At 63.3% G+C, this 21,111-nt stretch carries 11 protein-coding genes and 1 pseudogene; 7 read left to right on the top strand and 5 right to left on the bottom strand.

Annotated features, from left to right (window positions below):
• Positions 1 to 340: 340 nt before the first annotated feature.
• From AC3EGR_RS05590 to AC3EGR_RS05575, 4 genes and pseudogenes are all read left to right on the top strand, one after another.
• Positions 341 to 2,977, top strand: coding sequence for a hypothetical protein (locus tag AC3EGR_RS05590; protein WP_488545460.1), 2,637 nt, complete (start codon positions 341 to 343; stop codon positions 2,975 to 2,977).
• Positions 2,978 to 3,021: 44 nt separating this feature from the next.
• Positions 3,022 to 5,811 carry a coiled-coil domain-containing protein gene (locus tag AC3EGR_RS05585; protein WP_488545459.1) on the top strand — a complete coding sequence of 930 codons (2,790 nt, stop codon included), beginning with the start codon at positions 3,022 to 3,024 and terminating at the stop codon, positions 5,809 to 5,811.
• On the top strand, positions 5,811 to 11,765 hold the full coding sequence (locus AC3EGR_RS05580) for a DEAD/DEAH box helicase (RefSeq protein ID WP_488545458.1): 5,955 nt from the start codon (positions 5,811 to 5,813) through the stop codon (positions 11,763 to 11,765). The genes AC3EGR_RS05585 and AC3EGR_RS05580 overlap by 1 nt, the downstream gene beginning before the upstream one ends.
• Positions 11,765 to 12,580, top strand: a pseudogene (locus AC3EGR_RS05575) (PD-(D/E)XK nuclease family protein); the annotation flags it as partial. The gene AC3EGR_RS05580 and the pseudogene AC3EGR_RS05575, both read left to right, overlap by 1 nt.
• Positions 12,581 to 12,714: 134 nt before the next feature.
• On the opposite strand, the gene AC3EGR_RS05570 reads toward AC3EGR_RS05575, so the two are convergent.
• The 4 genes from AC3EGR_RS05570 to AC3EGR_RS05555 form a co-directional block, all read right to left on the bottom strand.
• Positions 12,715 to 13,185 carry a hypothetical protein gene (locus AC3EGR_RS05570; RefSeq protein WP_488545663.1) on the bottom strand — a complete coding sequence of 157 codons (471 nt, stop codon included), beginning with the start codon at positions 13,183 to 13,185 and terminating at the stop codon, positions 12,715 to 12,717.
• Complete coding sequence (locus AC3EGR_RS05565; RefSeq protein WP_488545660.1) at positions 13,080 to 13,421, bottom strand: nuclease-related domain-containing protein; 342 nt, start codon at positions 13,419 to 13,421, stop codon at positions 13,080 to 13,082. The genes AC3EGR_RS05570 and AC3EGR_RS05565 overlap by 106 nt, the downstream gene beginning before the upstream one ends.
• Before the next feature lie 257 nt (positions 13,422 to 13,678).
• Positions 13,679 to 13,927 (bottom strand): hypothetical protein, encoded by a 249-nt coding sequence (locus AC3EGR_RS05560; RefSeq protein WP_488545457.1) that lies wholly within the window; start codon positions 13,925 to 13,927, stop codon positions 13,679 to 13,681.
• Between the two features lie 92 nt (positions 13,928 to 14,019).
• Positions 14,020 to 14,361 (bottom strand): hypothetical protein, encoded by a 342-nt coding sequence (locus AC3EGR_RS05555; RefSeq protein ID WP_488545456.1) that lies wholly within the window; start codon positions 14,359 to 14,361, stop codon positions 14,020 to 14,022.
• Positions 14,362 to 14,793: 432 nt separating this feature from the next.
• On the opposite strand from AC3EGR_RS05555, the gene AC3EGR_RS05550 reads away from it, so the two are divergent.
• Genes AC3EGR_RS05550 through AC3EGR_RS05540 form a run of 3 tightly spaced genes read left to right on the top strand, consistent with a single transcriptional unit; the run spans position 14,794 to position 20,225 of the window.
• Positions 14,794 to 15,351 (top strand): hypothetical protein, encoded by a 558-nt coding sequence (locus AC3EGR_RS05550; protein ID WP_488545455.1) that lies wholly within the window; start codon positions 14,794 to 14,796, stop codon positions 15,349 to 15,351.
• 58 nt (positions 15,352 to 15,409) lie between these two features.
• Positions 15,410 to 18,154 carry a hypothetical protein gene (locus tag AC3EGR_RS05545; RefSeq protein WP_488545454.1) on the top strand — a complete coding sequence of 915 codons (2,745 nt, stop codon included), beginning with the start codon at positions 15,410 to 15,412 and terminating at the stop codon, positions 18,152 to 18,154.
• A 19-nt stretch (positions 18,155 to 18,173) separates the two neighbouring features.
• Entirely contained in the window at positions 18,174 to 20,225 is a 2,052-nt protein-coding gene (locus AC3EGR_RS05540) for an FG-GAP repeat domain-containing protein (RefSeq protein WP_488545453.1), read from the top strand.
• Between the two features lie 75 nt (positions 20,226 to 20,300).
• Here the strand turns inward: AC3EGR_RS05540 and AC3EGR_RS05535 are convergent, their stop codons facing one another.
• Positions 20,301 to 21,098 carry a MetQ/NlpA family ABC transporter substrate-binding protein gene (locus tag AC3EGR_RS05535; RefSeq protein WP_488545452.1) on the bottom strand — a complete coding sequence of 266 codons (798 nt, stop codon included), beginning with the start codon at positions 21,096 to 21,098 and terminating at the stop codon, positions 20,301 to 20,303.
• Between the last annotated feature and the right edge of the window lie 13 nt (positions 21,099 to 21,111).

The following is a 21,111-nucleotide window of genomic DNA, read 5'->3' as shown; positions in this document are numbered from 1 at the left end:
CTCTTGGAAACCAGCGCTCCGTCATACGCCGCACCACACTTTTGCTGCGAGAGCCACCGATGACATTGACTGTGCGTATACGTTCTGAGACAGTTCCCACTGAACAATACTCGCCACTCGGAACGCCCTTGACGCCACGCCTGCGGATTCCAAACTGGCCCGCCACGAAGCCATGGGTTGGAAAACTTGGTCGTTAACGCAGTGGAATGACGCACTCGTTGCAGCTGTCTTTTTAGTACCGTCCCGCGCGGGCACTCCGATCAGCCGCATTGCCTCAAACGCCCGATTCCTGGCGAAATGCACCGGCGACCGCAGTTGCGACCCCGAGCAGGCCAAGCGTTTGTTCCTGCGCCGCTTTGGGCGTGACGCATCCACCATCAGAGAACACTTCGAGTGGCCGGGAGCTGCCAAAGCGACGCCCCGAGCAGATGTAGCCCCTAAATGCTTCGCGGCGATATATCTCAGTTTGCTGGCTGCGTCGGCCGACAACGAAACTGCAGGAGAGGGCAACTTCAGGCGCCGTTTCGCAGAACTTGTGAATGTGCCGGAAACGCAGGCCATGTCGTTCCTGCATCTGCCAGAGATGTGGCGGCTAATGCAGCGGTGGGCGAAACTTCGCTTCAAAGCCACGCGGGATTGCGCACTGTTAACGCTTCCCGATCCTGGACATGAAAACCGGATCGGCCATTCAAAGCGTATTGCGTTTCCTACGTACAAGGACGAGGGGTTATTGCGAGCGATCCTAGCGGACGCCGAACTCGGAGACCAAGCGCCCTTCGAGGATGTCAACGCCGCATTGCATTCTCGCTTAACCAGCTTCTCGAAGAACTTCCGGGCTGAGCTTGAGCACTTCAATGCACTTGTCCGGAGCGCTAATTTTTCCGGCGCCTTCGAGTCGCCGCTTTGGGGAGCAATCCGAGACATCTCGCTGGATGAAGCCGAGAAGCGCGATGCGACGACAGGAATCGCGAACCTAACGATCGACGCTTCGGACCCACTGGATCCACAAGTATTTTTGTTCGTCGACAAGGTTGCCGCAAAGAACGCCACACTGCAAGTCACCAAACTCAGCGCCCCGCGGCGCGACAAGTGTGATCACGTCGTATTTCACTCTGGCAGCTACCCCAAACTGCCCGAGTTGGCGACTTGGTTGCGCAACTCGAAGACGCTCTCTGCGACGAAAATAGCGAAAGCTGTCGACGCTGGCTGGCTGATCTTCCTGCCAGATGACGGCGGTGACCTGTCCTTGCACGGCTCCTACTTTGACGGCGGCCCAGCCTGCTTCACTGTTGCGGTCCGGTTCGCTAAACAGCTTCAAAGCCGCTTGGAGCATCTAGGAGCGAAGTGCATATCACTTCCTTCCGGAGGGCAGCTCGGTAGTTGGGCGGCCTTTCTGTGTCCCAAAATAAGCGCAGTCACCTTGAAGCGCGTGCTGGAGGGTGCGCCGCCAGTTGTCAAGGGGCTTACGCGAACCGGCTGGGCGCCACCGCGACCTCGCATGTCTGGAGGAGCTTGGTTCGGACAAGCTCTCTTACTCAATCCAGCAAGTATTCCGCTCGTCCGGATGCCCGATGCTGTTAAGGGCTCATATCGACTGGCGTCTTCAGACGGCAGCGCGATCCAGAGCGGCGAGATGAGCTCTGAAGCGGACGGGTTCCGAATTCCGTCAGATCACCTTGCAAACGTCTCCGGCGACGCCTTTGCATGTGAATTCGCCCTAGAGACGGCTAACGGGCTTACCGCGACCGTTCAGGCACCGCTCGTATCGAGTAGCTTGGGAGCTGCTAGTGCCCCGATGCGAGACCTGTCTCTTTGGCTATGTGATGGGCCAGACGGTGCATTGGTGGAGCTGCAGAACGTACACCGCCCCATCGCGCCATGCGGAGAGAGTGACGCTGCCCAACATCGTTTGCCCGCTTCAGTGTTTCCGGAGCTAGTTAGGGTGGCGGAACCAACCCTTGGGTTCGAACGCCAAGACATCTTCGAGCAGCAGCAGCCATTTGCTTGGCTCGCAGAAGCCCTGGCGTTGCGTTTCCACCGTCGAAGCACCCTCACCTTTGATTTGCTACGGGAGCATGTTGACCGCGCCGCAGCAGCTTGTAATTGCCCGCCGTTTCTCGCTCGTCGACTTCTGCTGGACGGCCAATGGTTGGTCGCTTTAACGAGACGGGATGTACCGCATCGGAGCCTTGCGTTGGCAAACACGATGGCTTCCGTCATCGCGCGCAATGGGGAAGTAGTCGTTCGGGTACTTGGGATGGCCACCGAACACCTGCTGGCAAAGCTGCGGGCCTCGCTCCGGGCGGGCGAGGCCGCACATCGGCTAACCGCGCGAAAGGGCTTCTCAATAGGAGCCATTGAAATCAGCGTTTCCTCTCCAGAGCGGGGCACTGCAATTGCGCGTGAGCTCGGAGCCCAGGTAGTAGAGCCGAATTCAACGCACCCGCCGCTAGCAGGCGTGTCCCCCGAATTCAGTCGAATGACGGTTTCATACATTCCGCCAAGGGATCGCGACATGCAGCCATGGGACCGTCGCACCCGTAGCTGGAACGGCGACGTGGGCCTGCGGGATGACTGGAGCGTGGGTGAGGTTAGGCGCGCAGCTGGACAGAGAACCTGGTACACGGCGTACCTTGGGAGCGGACGGTACGCAAAGACGGACAGCTTGCCGTGGGCTTGGCTCGCAGGTGAATTGGTCCAGGAGAGCCAAACGGCGCGCCTTCGCGTCTCAGGTGAGATTGCATGGAGCCCGCACATCAACGAGCTCCCGGCCACACTGACACGCTGGTGGATGCTGTTTGGCGGCGGCTGCATTGGCGCTGACGAGACTTCCAACTACATATTCACAGGACCGGCACCCGAAGATGTCCGCAGTTACCTGGGCTGGCGGCATCCCGAGTCCGCAATCGGACCTGCCTACGATAGAGCCGTTGAGCGAAGAGCGTTAGCCCTTCGGCTGCGACGCGCGCGGCAATAGGCCGCGAAGTAAGTTCGGAGTTATCACAGAAAGCCGGGGACACATTGAGTACAGGCAAGAACACCAACAGGAAGAAGCGGCTCGAGCTCATGTTTCAATTGGGCGCGGAGGAGCACGAGCTGATTCGCTGCGTGCGCGAGACGCGAAGCCGCCTAATTCTGGCCAAAGCTAAGGCTCAGAACGTACCGAAGTCAAAGGCACAAGCCGTAGACCTACTCTGCTCCCTCGGCGCGCCCGCGATGAGTGTGGTCCGCGAATGGTTGCTCGAAAATTCGGATTTCTCCGGCATCCCCGGGCCACGGGCAGCCCTCGACAGTTTGAAATCGGCTACGCAAGACGAGCTCGAGAGCAAGACAAGGGAACCCGAATGGCGTGCCGTCCTCTTTCGGTACCTTCAGACGCAAGACCCAGAGATCCTGCAGTTTCTTGAAGGCCCCAGCGCTAGCAAGCCCGTCCCGGAGATTCAGAACGCTGCACCGCAACCGGCTGCTGAGCCTGGCGTAGTTGTGACCCCCGAGGTGTTGGCGGGGTGCGCACGCAATGTGGCGTCACATAGTGAGCTAGAGGCAGGTGATGCATTCCCCTCCATGGTTGCTGCCATTGCTGCCGCTGCGCGAGGGGATGAAGGTGAAGTCGGCGAAGCATTGCGAAGGCTCGCCGTCTCGCGAGCGGAGCTAGAGACGGGATGCAAAGCGCTCGCTGACGCAATTATGGCCAACAGAGTGCGGACAGGGTTGCAATACCTTAAGGCCGCCGACCTCGAGCAGAGCGGCTCGTTTGACCCGGAGAGCCACCTGGTTCTCGCCGAGATCAAGAATCACTTGCCGTCGGGCCAGTTCTTCGCGCGAGTGTTGGGGACCAAGGTCGATGGCCGTTTGGTCGAACTCACTTCGACTCAAGCAAAGGCGCTCTATGTACAGAGCGGCGACATCACTGCCTTTCCGAATACGATTTCGGCCGCCCATCAAGATGGCGACATCGCGCTCTGGAAGGTCGAGCACCGCAGCTCCGACAGAAAGACCCAGTTCGTTGTCACCGCGCTAGCCCACAGGGTCTACTCCATCGTAGAAGTGCCGCACCCGTCCTCGGATCCAGATGGAATACGCCAGTGGATTCAGACCTCGTTCAATGGGGCAGCATCCGTGCTGCCTGTATTTAGCCTTGCCGACAGTGTTCTTGTGCGAATGCCGGCGGAGGTCGCGGACCCGGCGACATTTAAATTCGATCGGCCACTCGACGTCTACCCTGTCCTTGAAGCGCATCTTCTTTCCAACGGGCGCAAGATAGTTCTCGGACCACTTCCAGCGCCATCGGGCAAGCTCGATTGCTCGCCACCAGCGTTGCTGCTGAAACGGCTCTTGAAGACTCACGACTCAACCGGGCAGTTCCCGACTTTTTCGCGTGCTCAAGTTCAAGCCCTCTGCGACTTTGTTGCCTCTGAGGCAGGCGAGACAATCGGTCCGAATCTAGAGCGCGCAAGAGCCCGGCTCGACGCGGTCGCAGATCTTCGGTCGCAGCTCGATGACGTCATTGAGCAATTACTTGCCCTGCCGGCAGTCGCAGATCGTATAGAAGAGGCGAAAGCAGCTGTAGTGGCGAAGTTCGCTGCTGAAAAGTCCCGCGAGCAGGAGGAGGTGACCAGGTTAAGGGAGGAAATTCGGCGCCTCACAGAGCGCGCCGAGGCGACAAAAAAGGCGGCTAGGGCGCAAGAAGCGGAACTGTCCAGGCAGACCAGGGCGGCCTTTGACAAGGCCAGAGAAAACGGGATCGCCACGCTAGCACAAGCCGCACTATTCCGGGACATTCTGAGCCATGGGGCCGAGTTAGCTCCCAGCTCAAAGCAGCTCGATTCTGGAACGGCCACGCCTGAGGGCGACGAGGATCACGCAAACACGCTCGCAACCATTGACGTTGGGTCTGAGTTGCAGTCTGCGCAAGAAGCTGCACTGGCGCTGGAACGGAGTACCTACACAACCGGGTACAGCCGACAAATGCTTGCAGCCATCGTTGCCGGTGCTCGAACCTGCGGTGCAGTGGGCCTAGTCGGGACCAACAAAGTCGCTGTCTCGGCACTCCTTTCTGAGGTACTCGCCGGCGGCGTAAGGTGCAGCGTGGCGATAAGTGGCGACATGTTCAACCTCTCCGACCTCTTTAGAGCACCCGCACTGGTGCAAGCTGCCGAGCACCTGATGGCGTTGCCCCTCGGTGAGTTTCTTTCCATTCAATCCGCCTTGAGGCGATGCTCGGTCATCCAGCTCTCCGGAGCTAATCGTGCTCCTCCGGAGGCTCTTCTTCCCGAATTCCTATCTCTCTTCCGCGGCCCGTTTGCCCCCACAGGCGTACCCTGGACGGACGCAAACGGCCGCGTTCGCCTCTTTTCGAGGGGTGCCCCGATCATCGCGACGCTTGATTTTTCTTCGGGCAAGTCCACCTTTCCGCTCGCCTCCCCACTTTCGACAGAGCTCCCACTCATCGCAGTAGACGCTCGTTGGGGCGACGAGCCAGATGCCGAACCTTTACGCATCAAACGCACCCATCTTTCCACGGCCGCATGGGACGACATAGCCACACGTGGAGAGGAGGGAAATGTATGGAGCGGCTCCCAAGCCAATGTCGAAGCCGCGCTTGCTAGCTCTCTGTCATGTCTGGGGGTGAGCGAAGCCGGCGCCGTCGCATTTGCGATGCTGCGCGCTGGGCGGCCCGATGAACATCGCACACGGGCTAAGCCTGCCGATAGCCTGATGGGCTATTCCAAGCAACTGCTAGAGGCAATGAAATCAAACTGGGCGCCCGATTTTGCATCGCGGTCGCAGACAGAAGAAGGGAGGGGGTGATGCAGGATCCGATTCACACCTTCGAGTCGATTAGAGATTTCTACATCACCTACCTTGAGACGGCATTCCGCATTGCCGATCCTGCAATCCAGTCCCAACGAAGAAGGGTACTTGAGCTTGACGGCGCGCTCGCGAAGGAGCCTCTACTCGAGCCACTACCGTCCTACCCAAGCTACGGTATCAGGATCGACGACCTAATCTCTGAGGCGAACGGGCGCACGTGGCTCCCCGGATTCTCGAAGGCGGAACGGCAAGCCTTCGCTGAGCTTTGCTTAGGGGGGCTCATACCCGCCGAGCCGAGCTCCCCGCAACGCGGCAGGTTTTCCCTGTACAGGCACCAACTTGACATGCTCAAGAGAGGAGTTGGTGTTGGCACCCCGGGGATTGTCACGTCGGGTACTGGCTCGGGAAAGACAGAGTCATTTCTCTTGCCGATATTCGCCGCAATTGCTCGCGAGGCCACTCGTTGGAGTCCCAGCCCTAAGCTGCGGGAGTGGAAACCTTGGTGGACAGCCGAAGCTGCTGCTCCGACCTTCCTGCGTGACGGGCCATGGGAGGCGCCTACGCGTCCAAAAGCAGTCAGGGCGCTTGTCCTTTACCCGATGAATGCTTTGGTGGAGGATCAGATGGTGCGCCTCCGGAGAGCACTCGACTCCGATGCTGCGCACAACGCCATGGATCGGCACTTCCATGGCAACCGCATCTTCTTTGGGCGATACACGGGTGCAACGAAGACCACAGGCTGGCTACGGCACCCTCGAATCGACACAGAGAAGGAAAGGGCGAACGAGCGGCGGAGAATCGACGATCTGCGCGAGTTCTTGCTCGATGCCCAGGCAACACACGCCAAGGCGGTAGTAGAGGCTGTAGCTCGCGGACAAGAAGCGTCCTTGCCGTTCAATTTCCCCAGGCTGCCAGGTGCGGAGGTGGTCAGCCGTTGGGAGATGCAGCGGCATCCACCGGACATTCTTATCACCAACACGAGCATGCTATCCACGATGCTCGTGCGCGAGATCGATGAACAGATCTTCAGCAAGACACGGGCTTGGATCGAGAGCAACGACGACGCATATTTCTATCTCGTGTTAGACGAACTCCACCTCCAGCGTGGCTCATCCGGCACCGAGATCGCGTATCTGCTACGGGCCGTTCTGGATCGACTCGGGCTAACAGAGCCCAAGCACCAGCACAAGTTGCGAGTCCTGTGTTCGAGCGCCTCCTTGCCAGTGGACGGCCCACTCAGGGAGCAAAGCCTCGACTACCTTTGGGGATTCTTTGGCAGCGCAGGGTTACCTGCTGGCGCGACCAGGGACCACTGGTCGGACGCAATCGTGGCAGGCGTGCCGAACCCAGTTACGGCCGTACGCTTCTCTGGGCAAGCCGCGATGCTGGTCGAGGGCACTCGCGCACTGCAAAACATGCTCGCGGCCGACTCCAAGTCTGTGCGGCAACTCAGGCCATGGCGCGCCTTGGCGGAGGCGTTGAGAGTAGAAGCACGGAGCGACCACGCAGATGCCGTCGCTGCGTCAGTGGTGCAAGAAAGCGCTCGGGTGTTGGAGGGATCCTGTGTTGAAAACGGAGCAGTACGGGCGACCACGGTACCCCGAATCGCCTCCCGGTTGTTTCAAGAGGACCCGAACGGAATCGACGCCGTGCACGCTCTCGTCTGGCTCAGATCCTGCACTGATTTGTGGCCTGAGTGGTTCGATGCATCTTTTCCCGCATCCATTGAACTTGCGCGGTTTCGCGTCCACACCTTCGTTCGCGCCATTGAAGGCCTCTTCGTTGCGCCGAGGCCCGCACCTCTTTCCTTTACGCCAGATCAACGGTCTGGCCTCATTTTCGGTGACCTAGTTGTTGAACCTGGGGTCCGCTACGGCAAAGAGTTCGAGCGGCGGCGCACGCGGCGGACAGACCTTCTGTATTGTGAGTGCTGCGGAACACTGTTTTTAGGCGGAAGGCGCGGCGGCGGGAACGGGCGCATAGAACTATTGCCCAACGATCCAGACACGGACGCTCTTCCAGAACGAGCAAAGGTTTACCAGGTCGAGCAACAATCCGCTGAAAACTACGCAGTCTTTCTTCCCTCCATTACCAGGTTCCACCCGGTCGGAGAAGAGCGTCCAGAGGACGACGAAGCACAGGGCGTGTGGCAGGAAGCAGAGTACGACCCGTTCCTCGCCACCATCACGCGCGCTAAGCCGATAAGGGAGGACTCGGAGAGGATTCCTGGCTGGATCTACCACGTGGATCCCGATCCCGCCAAATTCAATGGTGAGAAGCAGCGAAAGCAGACCTCATGGTCCGACGCAGCGACTGCCCTCCCCTTCCAGTGCCCAGCATGTGCAATTTCTTATAGGAAGGGCAGAGGGCGCCCGTCGCCAATCCGTGCGTTCAGAGTCGGTTTTGCAAAAACGACGCAGTTACTTGCGAGCGCACTAATGTCTGAGCTGCAGCGCACGCAGCCCAATGAGAGACTCGTTTCGTTCTCAGATAGTCGGCAGGATGCTGCGAAAGCGGCCTTTGACTTAGAAAGCGGCCATCATGAGGACGTCACAAGAGAGCTAGTCGTTCGATCTCTCCAAGCGATGGGTGGAGATATTGGAAACCTAGGCGAGATAGAAGCTCAGCTTGAACGTGAGCGGCAGCACCGCAAGCGGCTGATCTTCGAAGAGCCGCCAGGTTATGAAGAGGAGGTGAGGGCAATACAAGCCCGGATGGAAATCTTAGCTGCGAGAAAAATCTCGGCGAGCCAAGACTGCGTGCCTCTGCGGAACATACTCGAGCCGAGCGTCCCGCGCATGGGCGAAGCACTGAAACCGGTTCTAGGCGGCCTGGTGAACGCCGGGATTCATCCGATTGATAAGACTGGCATCTCGCCTGTGCCGGAGCGCAATGGCGCGGGGGTAAGCTTCGCATGGCAGCAGCTGTTCGAAAGGACCGGTGGGACGTGGCAATGGATCCAGCATCCCAATCGGCACAGCGACTTTGAAGCTGCGTTCCGGGAGATCAGCAGCGAACTGCTATTGCTTGTCGGAACCACGATTTTCAGCAAGACGTACTTTGCGGTCGAAGAATCCGGCTGGGGCTATCCCTGCCTCCCCTTGCGCCAGGGCAAGGGGCGAGAGCAGCTAGCCAAGTTCGACGGCATGCTGCGAGTGCTATCAGACGCGAATCGCGTCACACCGTCGACATATTACGACAACGCGACCCCCTGGGACACCGCGGCTGACGCTGCTCGAAGCCGCAAGCTACGCCGCTACTTGCACGCAATTCAGGAAGTGTCTGGTGATGATCCTCTGTCGGTCGCAGACCAGATGCTGTCAGAACTGCAAGCGGCAGGCCATCTGAAGGGGATCGTGTCCGTTTCTGAGCTCTGGTACCGGCCAGTGACGGAGGAGGCGCCGTTTTGGCGCTGTGAAAACTGCGGGCGCGTACACCTCCACGTTGGAGGGCTTGTCTGCACGCGCTGCGGCAAGCGACTCAGAATGGAGCCTTCGGGGACTGCAGCGGAACTGCGGAAGGCTAGCTTTGTCGGTAAGCGAATCCTGCATTCACCCGGCATTCGGCGCATGAGAGCAGAGGAGCTTACCGGGATGACGGTCAACCCCGCTGCGCGGCTCCGCCGCTTCAAGGGCATCCTCATTAATGACGAGGACGACATTTTGCCTTCGGGCTTTGCTGGCCTTCAACCTGATCAAGAGTTAGACACTAAAGCGCGCACCGTGGACGTGCTGTCGGTCACGACAACCATGGAGGTCGGGGTAGATATCGGCGATCTGCGTTCGGTGTTTCAGGCCAACATGCCCCCGCAGCGTTTTAATTATCAGCAGCGAGTCGGACGGGCGGGCCGGCGCGGCCAAGCATTTTCACTTGTGCTGACTGTGTGCCGCAGCAAAAGCCATGATCTGCACTACTTCAAGAATCCAGAACGGATCACTGGCGATCCGCCCCCACCCCCGTTCCTAACAACTTCGCTCGATCAAATCGCATCCCGACTTATTTTGAAGGTGTGGCTAGTTGCCGCATTCCGCCTTTTGCGTGCGCGCGCCGGGCAGAAATGGCTCGGCGATGATCTCCGCTCGGATCCGGATAACCATGGCGAATTTTTTCGCGTCTCTAAGCTAGCGGCTGTGCGCGCAACATGGATGCCGCGGATCCGCAAGGCACTTTGCGAGTGCATCTCCGCACGCGACCGGTTTGCGAGCCTTTGCTTCCATGGCGATCCTGTCAGGACCCAACGCGCGCTTTCGAAAATCGACGTCGACGCAGCGATCGGACATGTCGAACATGTACTCGATGATGACTACCTCCAGGATCGAGGCCTTGCTGAAGCACTAGCCGAACATGGGGTGTTCCCCATGTATGGAATGCCGACGCGCGTGCGGCTCTTACACACGCGGCCAGTCTCTACGTCCCGAGGCCCTGCGTTTGCAAGCATGGATCGCGACCTTGACGTCGCTATCCAAGAATTTGCACCTGGCAAGGTACTCGTGCAAGACAAACGACGCTATTTCACAGCTGGTTTCGCAGGCGACTCGCTCCAGGCTAACTGGAGCAAGGACCAAAGGAATCGGTTTGAGTCCGTTCCCGCGGGGATTGGACACGCCAGGTACTTAGCGGAATGCAGTGTCTGCTTGGCCTGGTCGCAAGCAGATGGGCCTGCTGCCGACCTAGGCGAGTGCAGGGGATGCGGGCACCAGCTCGCCGGGAGCACTATCCACAAGGCCTTCGTTCCGTATGGTTTCATAACCTCACTTCTTGCGCGCAAACCAGAGGACGCGTCCGAGGAAATCCAGGCCAAGGCCAGCAGAAGTTCGATCGCTGAAGCAGAACACATCGAAACGGAACCGCTGCCGGGCAACCTACGCCTAGGGACGAGTGCACGATCTCAGATCTTCCGCCTCAACAGAGGTGAGTTCCGGTCCGATAAGTGGACCGGGTGGACGGCGAACGAGGGCGACTTGCGTGCGCCGTATAGAGACTCAGGGACGTACCACAGCGTCTTTGTCAATCATGTGTGGCTCGACCCCGATGCCGTGAAGCTTGACACCGGCTCTCCTGATCTGAATGTCAGGTTCAAAGCAACCGGAGCGTCCGAGGGCCCCTTCTACTTGGCTGCGCCCAAGGTGACCGATTCTCTAACACTGGAATTCGAGTCTGTGCCACCTCAGCTGGCACTCGTGAAGGCACTCCCCAGTGGCGAAGTGCGGTTGTCATCCGGATTCAGGGCCGGCGCTCTCTCCGCGCTGTTCATGGTTGTGGACTACGCTTCACGCGAGTTGCTCGACGTGGATCCTGACGAATTCGAGATTCTCGAACCCAGGATTCGAAATAGAGGCTCGAGCCTGGTACCTATGCTCCAAATCGCAGACACCCTTGTGAATGGCTCGGGTCTGACGAACCGCCTGGCCCAAGGCTCGGCTGCGACTAAAGAGCCACTAATCCTCGAAGTGGTCAGACACCTGGTTTCCGCTGAAGGAGAGCTGCCCTTACGCTCCCTCCTAAGGCACTCCAGTAGTTGTCTCACAGGCTGCTATGAGTGCTTGCACCGGTACGGAAACCAGACGTACCATGGCCTTCTTGATTGGCGCTTGGGATTGGACGTCCTGCAGCTGCTGCTCGATCCTACCTATGTGACCGGCATTGACGGCGTTTTCTCGGCGCCAGGTATCCGCGATTGGAGAAGCGTGGCAGTAAAGCTGGCCGAGGAAGCAGGCCGCCTGTACACGACAAAGGTGGACGTGAAGGGTGGGGTTCCGGTGTTTCAGCTCGATCCAAGCCAAGACCGGTGGGCGATTGTGGTGCACCCGTTCTGGAGCGTCGATGCACTTATGGCGGCGAACACGGCACTCGACGACTGGCAGTTCAACGTCGGCTCCGTCAAGTTTGCGAGCACCTTTGACCTGGCGAGAAGAATGGGCTCGACTGTTGCGGCGCTGAGAGCACCTTGATGCTCGGACCTATCCAAGCCGTCTGTGCCGCTCTCACGCGCACGCAACCTATTCGACCATCCAAGATCGGGGTCTTCCGGCTGTGCCCATGCCGCTATCTTTTCGAGACGGAGCGATCCGGGTCTGACGGACTTCCTCCGGGGCCCACCTCCGTTCTAGGCATCGTTATGCACGCCGCGATCCACGCGCACTGGCGTGCTGGAGTTCCCTCGGCACCGGCCATTCGAGAGTGGATCCGCACTGAGTTCGGCCGCCTCGTATCAACCGGCAGACCAGGGCTGGCGCGCTGGCTGTACTTGCGCAGTGGAATTGATGCGCTGCTCGGCCCGGCCGTGGTCAATGACGCTTCACGCCTCGCCTTCCAGCAGGTGTGCCGATCCACGGCCACATACGGCAGCCCGGATCCTGCAAAGACTGCGCGCCGAGAATCTCCCTTCGGTATCGAACGACTGCTTTCTAGCGACCGCTTCGATGCCGAAGGTCGGCCAGATCTCGTCCAGCGACGAGGGGACCGCGTGCATATCCTCGATTTCAAGCTAGGGCTAGCGCAGACGCCATCTGGTGAACCCCGCCGGGAGTACTTGCTTCAACTCGCTACTTACGCGCTCCTAGTGAAGGAGCAGATGCCAGGCGCAGAAGTTACGCTTGAACTACGCAGTCCTCACAGAAGCGTAACGCTTCCGTTCGATGAAGAGCTCGCAGCGGAGGCAGATAACCTCCTGCAAACTATCCAGACCGCACTTCCGCGTGGCAAGACTGTGGCTACGGCTTCCCTCGCGCAGCCAGGCAGCCATTGTGTGTCATGCCGCAGCCGGCCACGGTGTCCCAAGTACACGTCGCTCTTGCTTTCGGAGAAAAGTAGAAGTGATTCAGATCAACTCGTCGTAACTGCGTTCGACATAGCCGGCGAGGTGCAGTCCACGACGCGGGAGCATGAGGCGCTTACGATTCACGTGAGGCGAGAGTCAGACGGTGGCAAGCTTCTGATTGGTGGCGTTCCCATAGACGTGGCGCAATCGCCGCCCTCGCGCGGCGCAAAGCTCTTGGGATACTCGCTGTTGACACCAGAGGCGGTTGGCAAGGGGCGCTTTATCTCAAACTTCCATGTCTGGAACCGCGTCAGTCCACGTGCGTCGGCATTCTCCTCCCGGTTAGCGGTGTTAGCTTGATACAGGTCGACGTTCCGCGGCACTACGTCGCGTGTCGCGAAGAGCGGGCCGGCGAGCTGGGCGCCGAGTACCTCTCGCGCACCGCTACGACCGACATCGGCACGCTTGATTTGCGAGAGCACCGCGCCCCATGCCCAGGGCAGGATCACTTTGCCCTTGTGCGGCCCGTCCTGGTGACACAGCTGCGGACGCTTTTCCAGCAGACGGTGCACGTCGAGCGCGTATCCCTTCGCCTGGGAAAGCGGATGCACCGTTGCGACACCACCCTGCTCGGTCCGGAGGGGTGGACGCGCATGGGATTCGCGTCGAGGATCGTCGCGAGCCTCCAATCCTTCACTTCAAGGATCAGAAGCCCTCGCTGGGGATGCAGGACGACGAAGTCGGGCTCGCGGCTGGAGCCCAGTATGGGGATGTTGTGCCAGACGGTGTAATCGTCTTCCAGTTGCCTGGCCAGTGCCTCGAAGACACGCCGCTCGCCACCCCGCACGCGCTCACGGATGCGCGTCTTGCCTTGAGGGAATACAGCCACTCCTCACCTCCGTGAGGCAGAAGTGTAGCCGCGGACACAATGGGCATCGCACGTGCGCCTCACCCCGGCCCTCTCCCCAAAGGGCGGAGAGAGCAATTTATTCACTCCGAGCAAGCGCAGCGATCAAACAGCGCCGCCACGCGGCGATGCCGCCGCTCTCGTTCACCGCCGTCATGCCGATCGCGATGGTCGCCACAAGGCGAAGCTGGGAATACTCAGTCCGGAACGAACCTCGCCTCAAACCGCTCCGCATCCCCCTCAACCTCGAACGTCACCAGCTGCCCATTCTTCCCATCCGCCAGCCGATGCGCAGAGAACAGAGTCCATCGGCCCTTCGGGTCATAGGTGGGCGGGTCGATGAGCGCATAGGGATGCGGCACGAACACTTCGTGCGCGAAGATCGTGCGTTCGCTGTTGCGGGGTGAGGGGTAGAGCTTGTAGAGCTCGGTGGTGATGACGGACATGGGTTGATGATGCACCTGAAGGTTTGGGTGCTGCGTGCCCCTCACCCCAGCCCTCTCCCCAGGGGGGAGAGGGAGTCAGTCCACCGTCGCGCCTACCTGGCCGCCGTCTTCGTGTCGTCCGGGGACACGCCGGCCTGCTTGCCAGCGGGCGCCTTCTTGCTTTCTTCCTGCAGCAGCGCATCCGCCAGCGACCTGGGCGCGTGCCGGCGCTCGCGGGCGTCGCGGCAATAGACACTGGGGTCGGACACCGTCATGGTCGCGCCGGCTCCGAACTTTGCCGGCACCGAGTCGCCGATCTGCGCTTCGAGGTTCACCGGCGGTGTCGAGCTTTGCTGCAGCAGCTTGCCGTCGGCCTTGTAGATGCTGTAGCAGGTCGCCTGCGCCGTGCCCGTCACCAGGAACGCGCTGACCAACAGCCATGCCTTGGGGTTCATGTTTTCGCCCTCCTTGAAAGCCGAGGATCGCGGGGCTCGGGCCAACGCGTCAACGCATTGGTCGCGGCCAGACGACGTTCGCGGCCGCGGGGAGACGAGGTGTGCGGGGCGGGGGATGCGCGGCAGGTGGGCGCAACGGAATGCAACGGCGCTCGCGTCATCCCGGCCTTGAGCCGCGATCCATCCATAAGTCGATTGCTCAGGCTCATGGGTTGCAGGTCGAGCCGACATGCTCTTCCGTCTCGCGTCTCACGACAAGGCGAAACAGCTGGGCTTGCACATGTAAATACGTGCGAGACCCCGGCCGCACAGGCCCGAGGAGAAGCGGCTCGTCCTAGAATTTTCCTGCAGACTGCGCGCCCACCCTATCGATCCCTAGGGAAAGCGCCGTACAAGGCGAGCCAGGCGCCGCGGCTGCGTTGGGAGATCGACATGGACGAAGTCCCTGGCAGGAAGCGGGTGCGCAGTGCTGCACGACGCACCTGCGCTGTCCTCCTCGCCTGCTGCACGCTCGTCGCCTCCTGCGGCGGCGGGGAAAGCAGCGGACCCCCGCAATCCCTGTCGCAGGCGCAGCCGCCTCCGCCGGCGGTGCGGCCCGGCTCCCCCGCGGCCCTGCTCGCGCTGGCAGGGCGCACGACGGTCACGCTCAACGCGCAGCCCGCGCCGGCCGATGGGGCTGCACCCGCCGCCACCGTGTCCGTCGCGCGGGATGCCAACGGCAACCTGCAGCTCACGCAGCGCGATGGCGTCATGCGAACGCTGTCGCCCGACGGCAGGATGACCGCGCAGCCCGCCGGCACTGCAGCGCCGGCCCAGGGCGCGTTGCCGCCATCGATGATCGTTGCCGTCGACGCTGCCAACACCGTGCACGTGGTCGACCCCGATGCATGCGTGTCCCGCCGCATCGCTGGCGACGGCCGCGTGAGCACGACCTTCCTGCCGGCACCTGCCGGCGGGCATCCCTGCCAATCCGGCCCACGGGCCCGCTGACCTCGCCGCAGTCGCCCGCAGGCGCGTTGCCTGCGCCTCCCCGCCCACGGAGGTGATCATGAGAAGAACCGATCGTCTGTATGCCGCGCTGCTGCAACTGCTGTGCGCGGTCCTGCTGGTGCTTGCGCCGCGCGTGCTCGCCGTGCCGCCCTCGGCACCCACGGTGCTGGCGCCCGCCAACGGGGCCAGCGTGCAGATCCCGTTCACCGCGCAGTGGTCGGCGGTGAGCGACCCCGGGATCGTTGCGTACAACTGGCAGGTCAGCACCTCGTCGACCTTCTCGCCGGTGCTGAAGATCGGCTCCACCAACGGCGCCACCCAGGACGTGGTGAGCGGCCTGGCCAACGGCACCTACTTCTTCCGCGTACAGGCGGTCAACAGCGGCTTCGAGCAGGGTGCCTGGTCGGCGGGGCGCAGTTTCACCGTGACCGGCGCGTCGGCGCAGGCACCGGGCGTGCCGGTGCTCGGCCCGCCCGTGGGCTACTCCACCTTCCACCCCTGGGAATCGATGCGCTTCACCTGGAGCGCGGTGCCGGGAGCGGTGAGCTACATCTACGAGACCTCGACCGATTCGCGCTTCCCCATCAGCAACACCGTGCGGTTCGACAACATCCCGGAGCCGCAATATGGCTTCGCGATCGCCAACCCCGAGGGCAACTACACGGCGCGGGTGTACGCGGTGAACGCGGAGGGCGTGGTCGGGCAGCCGTCCAACACCATCCAGTTCTCGGTCTTCTACAGCAACCCGGTGCCGCCCGCGCCGCAGCCGACGGCACCCGCGGCCGGCGTGACGCTGACGCTGCCCATCACGTTCAGCTGGACGCACACGCTCAACCCGCAGGACTCCGGCTACGAGCTGCAGATCTCCCCGACCTCGGACTTCCGCACGAACGAGGTGCCAATCGCGGTGCAGATCACGAACAACAGCTACGTGGTCCGTTCGCTCCCGACGGCAGGCACGAAATTCTGGCGCGTGCGCTCCCACCAGGGGATGGGCTCGCCGACCACCACGGCCGCCACGGCGTGGTCCCCCGTGCGCTCCTTCACCGTGAGCTCCGCGCCGCCGGTGCCGGTGTCGGTCACGCCGCTGCGCATCCCGCTGTACAGCGGCGACGATACCGGCGTCGAGCTCCAGCTCAGTGGCCCGGTGCCCTCCGCCGGCGGGAACGTCGCGCTCACGAGCTCGCATCCGGCCATCGTGCCGGTGCCGGCCACCGTCGCCGTGCAGGGCTCGACAGCCTGGACGCAGTTCCAGGTGGTTGCCGGCCAGGTGACGGCGCCGACGCCCATCACGCTCACCGCCACCTACAACGGGGCCTCGGCGTCGAGCCAGTTCACGCTCAACCCGCCGACGCTCAAGTCGGTCTCCTTCACCGGTTCCACGGTGAGCTCGGGCGTGCCGCTGTCGGGCATCCTCATGCTCGCGGGCCGCGCACCGGCAGGTGGCGCGGTCGTGTCCCTCGCGAGCAGCTCCGCCGCGGTCCAGCCGCCTGCTACCGTCACGGTGCCGGAAGGCAGTTACTCGGTGTCCCTGGCGCTGCCGACCAGCGACGTGGGCACGCGCACGCCCGCGACGATCACGGCGAGCTGGAAGGGCGTGTCGACGTCGGCCACGGTCAACCTGATGCCGGCGCCGCAGCCGCTGTCGCTGACGCTCTTCCCCGCCACCATCAATGCGGGTGGCGTGTCGGACGGCCTGGTCACGGTGGACACCACGGCCACGTTCGACCAGTACCTGCGCGTGGCCAGCAACAACCCCGACCTGCTGCCCTTCCTGTCCACCCTGGTCGTGATCCCGGCCGGCGACAACCGCGGCCGCATCAGCCTCCTGCCCAAGAGCGTGGTCAGCCAGACGACGGTGGCGCGCATTACGGTCACGGGCAACGGTGTCACGCGCTTCGCCGACCTCACGGTGAACCCCTCCGGCACGGCGCCGCCGCCGCCGACGCTGTCCTCGCTCACGGCCACGCCGAGCAGCGTTGCCGGCGGGCAAACGGCGACGGGCCGCGTGACGCTGGCGCAGGCGGCCCCGGCCGGTGGCGTGTCGGTCGCGCTTGGCAGCAACCTGCCCGGCACGGCCAGCGTGCCCGCCAGCGTGCAGGTGCCCGCAGGCGCAACCAGCGCGAGCTTCGCGATCACCACCTTCCCGAGTGCGGGGACCACGGTGCAGCTGAGCGCACGGCTCGGTGACACCATCGTGTTCGCGGCGCTATCGGTGACCGCCGCATCGCCGCCGCCCGGACCGACGCTGTCCAGCCTGGCGCTCTCGCCTTCCACGGTCACGGGCGGCGCGAACGTCACCGGAACGGTCACGCTCAGCAGCGCAGCACCTTCCGGCGGTGCCAGCGTGAGCCTGGGCGACAACGCCAGTGCGCTGGGCACGCCGGCCAGCGTCACCGTGCCCGCAGGCGCCACGAGCGCGAACTTCACTGTCACCACCAGCGCGGTGACCGCCGCCGTCACCGGCACCGTCACGGCCAGCTTCGGCGGCGTCTCGCGGTCCGCGAGCCTGACCGTCAACCCGCCCGCCACCACGCCGCCGCCAACGGGCGGCCCCGCGACGCTGACCGTCACCGCCTCGGGACGCAGCGGCGAGCGCGTGACTTCCGCGCCAGCCGGCATCAGCGTCTCCGTGGGCAGCACCGGCAGCGCGAGCTTCACGCCGGGCACATCCATCAGCCTGTCCGTGTCCAACGGCCGCGATGCCGTCTGGTCGGGCGCCTGCTCGAGCAATGGGAACAAGACGCGCAGGTGCACGTTCATCCTGAAGGCGAATGCCTCCGTGTCCGCCAACGTGCAGTGACGAGGAAAGGACCCATGCCGTGCACCACCTGTTTCGCAGATGCCTCGCGGTGGCGTCGTTCGCCGCGCTCGCCCTCGGCGCCGTACCCGCAGACGCGGCCACCACGCCCGCCAGCTTCAGCCGCGTCGACTACCCGCTGCTCGGCAACGCCATCGTCGCCGCCGACCTCGACGGCGACGGCCGGCTGGACCTCGCCGGCGCCGGGTCAGCTGTGCGGGTGCAGCTGGCCAACGGGGACGGCATCTTCGCCCCGGCCGTCGCATACACGGTGGGGCCGCCGGCGCAGGACCTGGTGGCGGGCGACTTCAACGGCGACGGCCGCATCGACATCGTCGCCACGCTGAACGACCCGGCCCGCAGCCTGGTGCTGCTGGCCGGCAACGGCGACGGCACCTTGCGCGCGCCGGTCTACTTCCCCAACACCTCCGGCTTCGACTCGCCGACGCTCGTGGCGGCCGACCTGAACAACGACGGCCGCCTGGACGTGGTGTTGGGCCACCAGATCGCCTGCTTCACCGCGCCGTGCACGGTGGCGCGCACGATCACCGTCATGCTGGGCAACGGCGACGGCAGCTTCCAGCCGGCGCGCGAAATCGACATCGGCACCGAGACCGCGAAGCTGGCGGTGGGCGACTTCAACCGCGACGGCATCCGCGACCTGGCCGCGGCGAGCTCGCGCGCCCGCGTGGTGATCCTGCTCGGCGCCGGTGACGGCACCTTCCGCCCGCCCACGACGCTCACTCTGATCGCGGAGAACAACCTCGGCATGGACGCGACCGACGTCGACGTGGCCGACTTCAACCGCGACGGCTTCGAGGACCTGGTGGTGGCGGTGGCGCTGAACGGCAGCCGCACGGCCATCCTCACCGGCAACGGCGACGGCAGCTTCCGCATGCCGCCGCTGCTGATCACCGAGCAGGACCTGCTGGTGCCGCAGTACCAGGCCGTGGGCGACTTCAACGGCGACGGCTTCCTCGACCTGGCGCTGGCGCTGGCCAACGGCAGCAACGGCCTGATCGAGATCCTCAACGGCAACGGGGACGGCACCTTCCAGCCCCCGATGCGCTACTTCGCGCCGCCGGACCGCTCCAGCGTGGGCACGGTGTCCATCCTCGCCGCGCAGCTGACCAGCGACACCAAGCCGGATCTGGTGCTGGGCATCGGAGGTGCGGCCATCAGCATGGCGGTGCTGGTCAACACCACCGGCGCCGCACCGCCTGCGACGCCGGCCGCACCCGGCCTGGTCTCGCCGGCCAACGACGCGACGCCGACGCAGCCCGTGACCTTCGACTGGACCGACGTGGCCAACGCAACCAGTTATGAGCTGCAGGTCGACGACAGCTCCACCTTCTCCACGCCCTTGCGTGCGAGTGCGACGGTGAACGTGTCGCAGGCGACCTTGTCGAACCTGCCTGCCACGCGCTTGTGGTGGCGCGTGCGGGCGCGCAATGCGGCGGGGGTGGCGGGGCCGTTCTCGGTGGCGCGGCGGCTCACGCCGCGGGCGACGGCTTCAGCGCTGGCGTTGTCCTCGGTGGTGATCAGCCCGTCGACGGTGCTGGGCGGGAACGCCGCCCAGGGCACGGCCACGTTGAACGGCGCCGCGCCGGCAGGGGGTGCGCTCGTGACGCTGAACACCAGCAACCCGGGCGCGGCGATGGTGCCGCCGAGCGTGACGGTGGCGGCGGGGGCGACCAGCGCCACGTTCCAGGTCACGACGAATGCGGTCAGTGCGTCAACGCCCGTCACGATCACGGGAGCCTATGGGAGCGCGATGCGCAGCGCGACCCTGACGGTGGAGCCCGCTGCTGCGCCACCGGGGCCGACGGTGCCGCTGTCGGTCACCGCATCGGGCCGCAGCGGCGAGCGGGTCACGTCCAACCCGGCCGGGATCAGCGTCGCCGTCGGCAGCAGTGGCACCGCGTCGTTCGCGGCGGGGACGGCCATCACGCTGAGCGTGAGCAACGGGCGCGATGCGGTCTGGTCCGGCGCGTGTTCGAGCGGGGGGAACAAGACGCGCAGCTGCACGTTCACGATCAGGGATACGGCGGCGGTCGCGGCGAACGTGCAGTAGCACCCCGCCCCCTGTCGTCCGCCTCATGGATTGCGGGTCAAGCCCGCAATCCATGCCGTTCCGCCGTGCGGGCGCTCAGAACCCGGGAACGACCGCCCCCTTGAACTCCGCCTGGATGAACTTGCGCACTTCCTCGGAGTGGTAGGCCTTCACCAGCTTGGCGACCCAGGGCTTGTCCTTGTCCTGCTCGCGCACGGCGATGATGTTCACGTACGGGCTCTTGGCGTCTTCCTGCGCGATGGAGTCCTTGCCCGGGTGCAGGCCGGCCGGCAGCGCGTAGTTGGTGTTGATGCTGGCGGCGTCGAGGTCGTCGAGCGATCGGGGCAGCTGCGCCGCGTCGAGCTCCACGAACTTGATCTTCTTGGGGTTCTCCACCACGTCCAGCGGCGTCGCCTTGAGGCCGGCGCCGGGCTTGAGCTTGATCAGGCCCTGGTCCTGCAGCACCAGCAGCGCGCGGCCGCCGTTGGTGGGGTCGTTCGGGATGCCGTAGCGCGCGCCATCCTTGAGGTCCTTGAGGCTCTTGACCTTCTTCGAATAGACGCCCATCGGGAAATTGACCGTGTACGCCGCCGACACGAACTTGTAGCCGCGGTCCTTGACCTGCTGGTCCAGGTAGGGCTTGTGCTGGTAGCTGTTGGCGTCCAGGTCGCCTGCAGCGAGGGCGGCGTTGGGCTGCACGTAGTCGCTGAACTCCACGAGCTGGATCTTCAGGCCGTCGCGCTCGGCGACCTTCTTGACCTGCTCGAAGATCTGGGCGTGCGGGCCGGCGGTGACGCCGATCTTGACCGGCTTGTCCTGCGCCAGCGCGCCGCCGGCCAGGGTGGCGGCGACGGCGAAGGCGAGGGCGGATTGCAGGAGCTTGCGCTTGTTCATGGGACTACTTTCC

Source organism: Ramlibacter sp. G4-7 (assembly GCF_057784995.1).
This window is presented reverse-complemented; position numbering and strand designations above follow the sequence as displayed.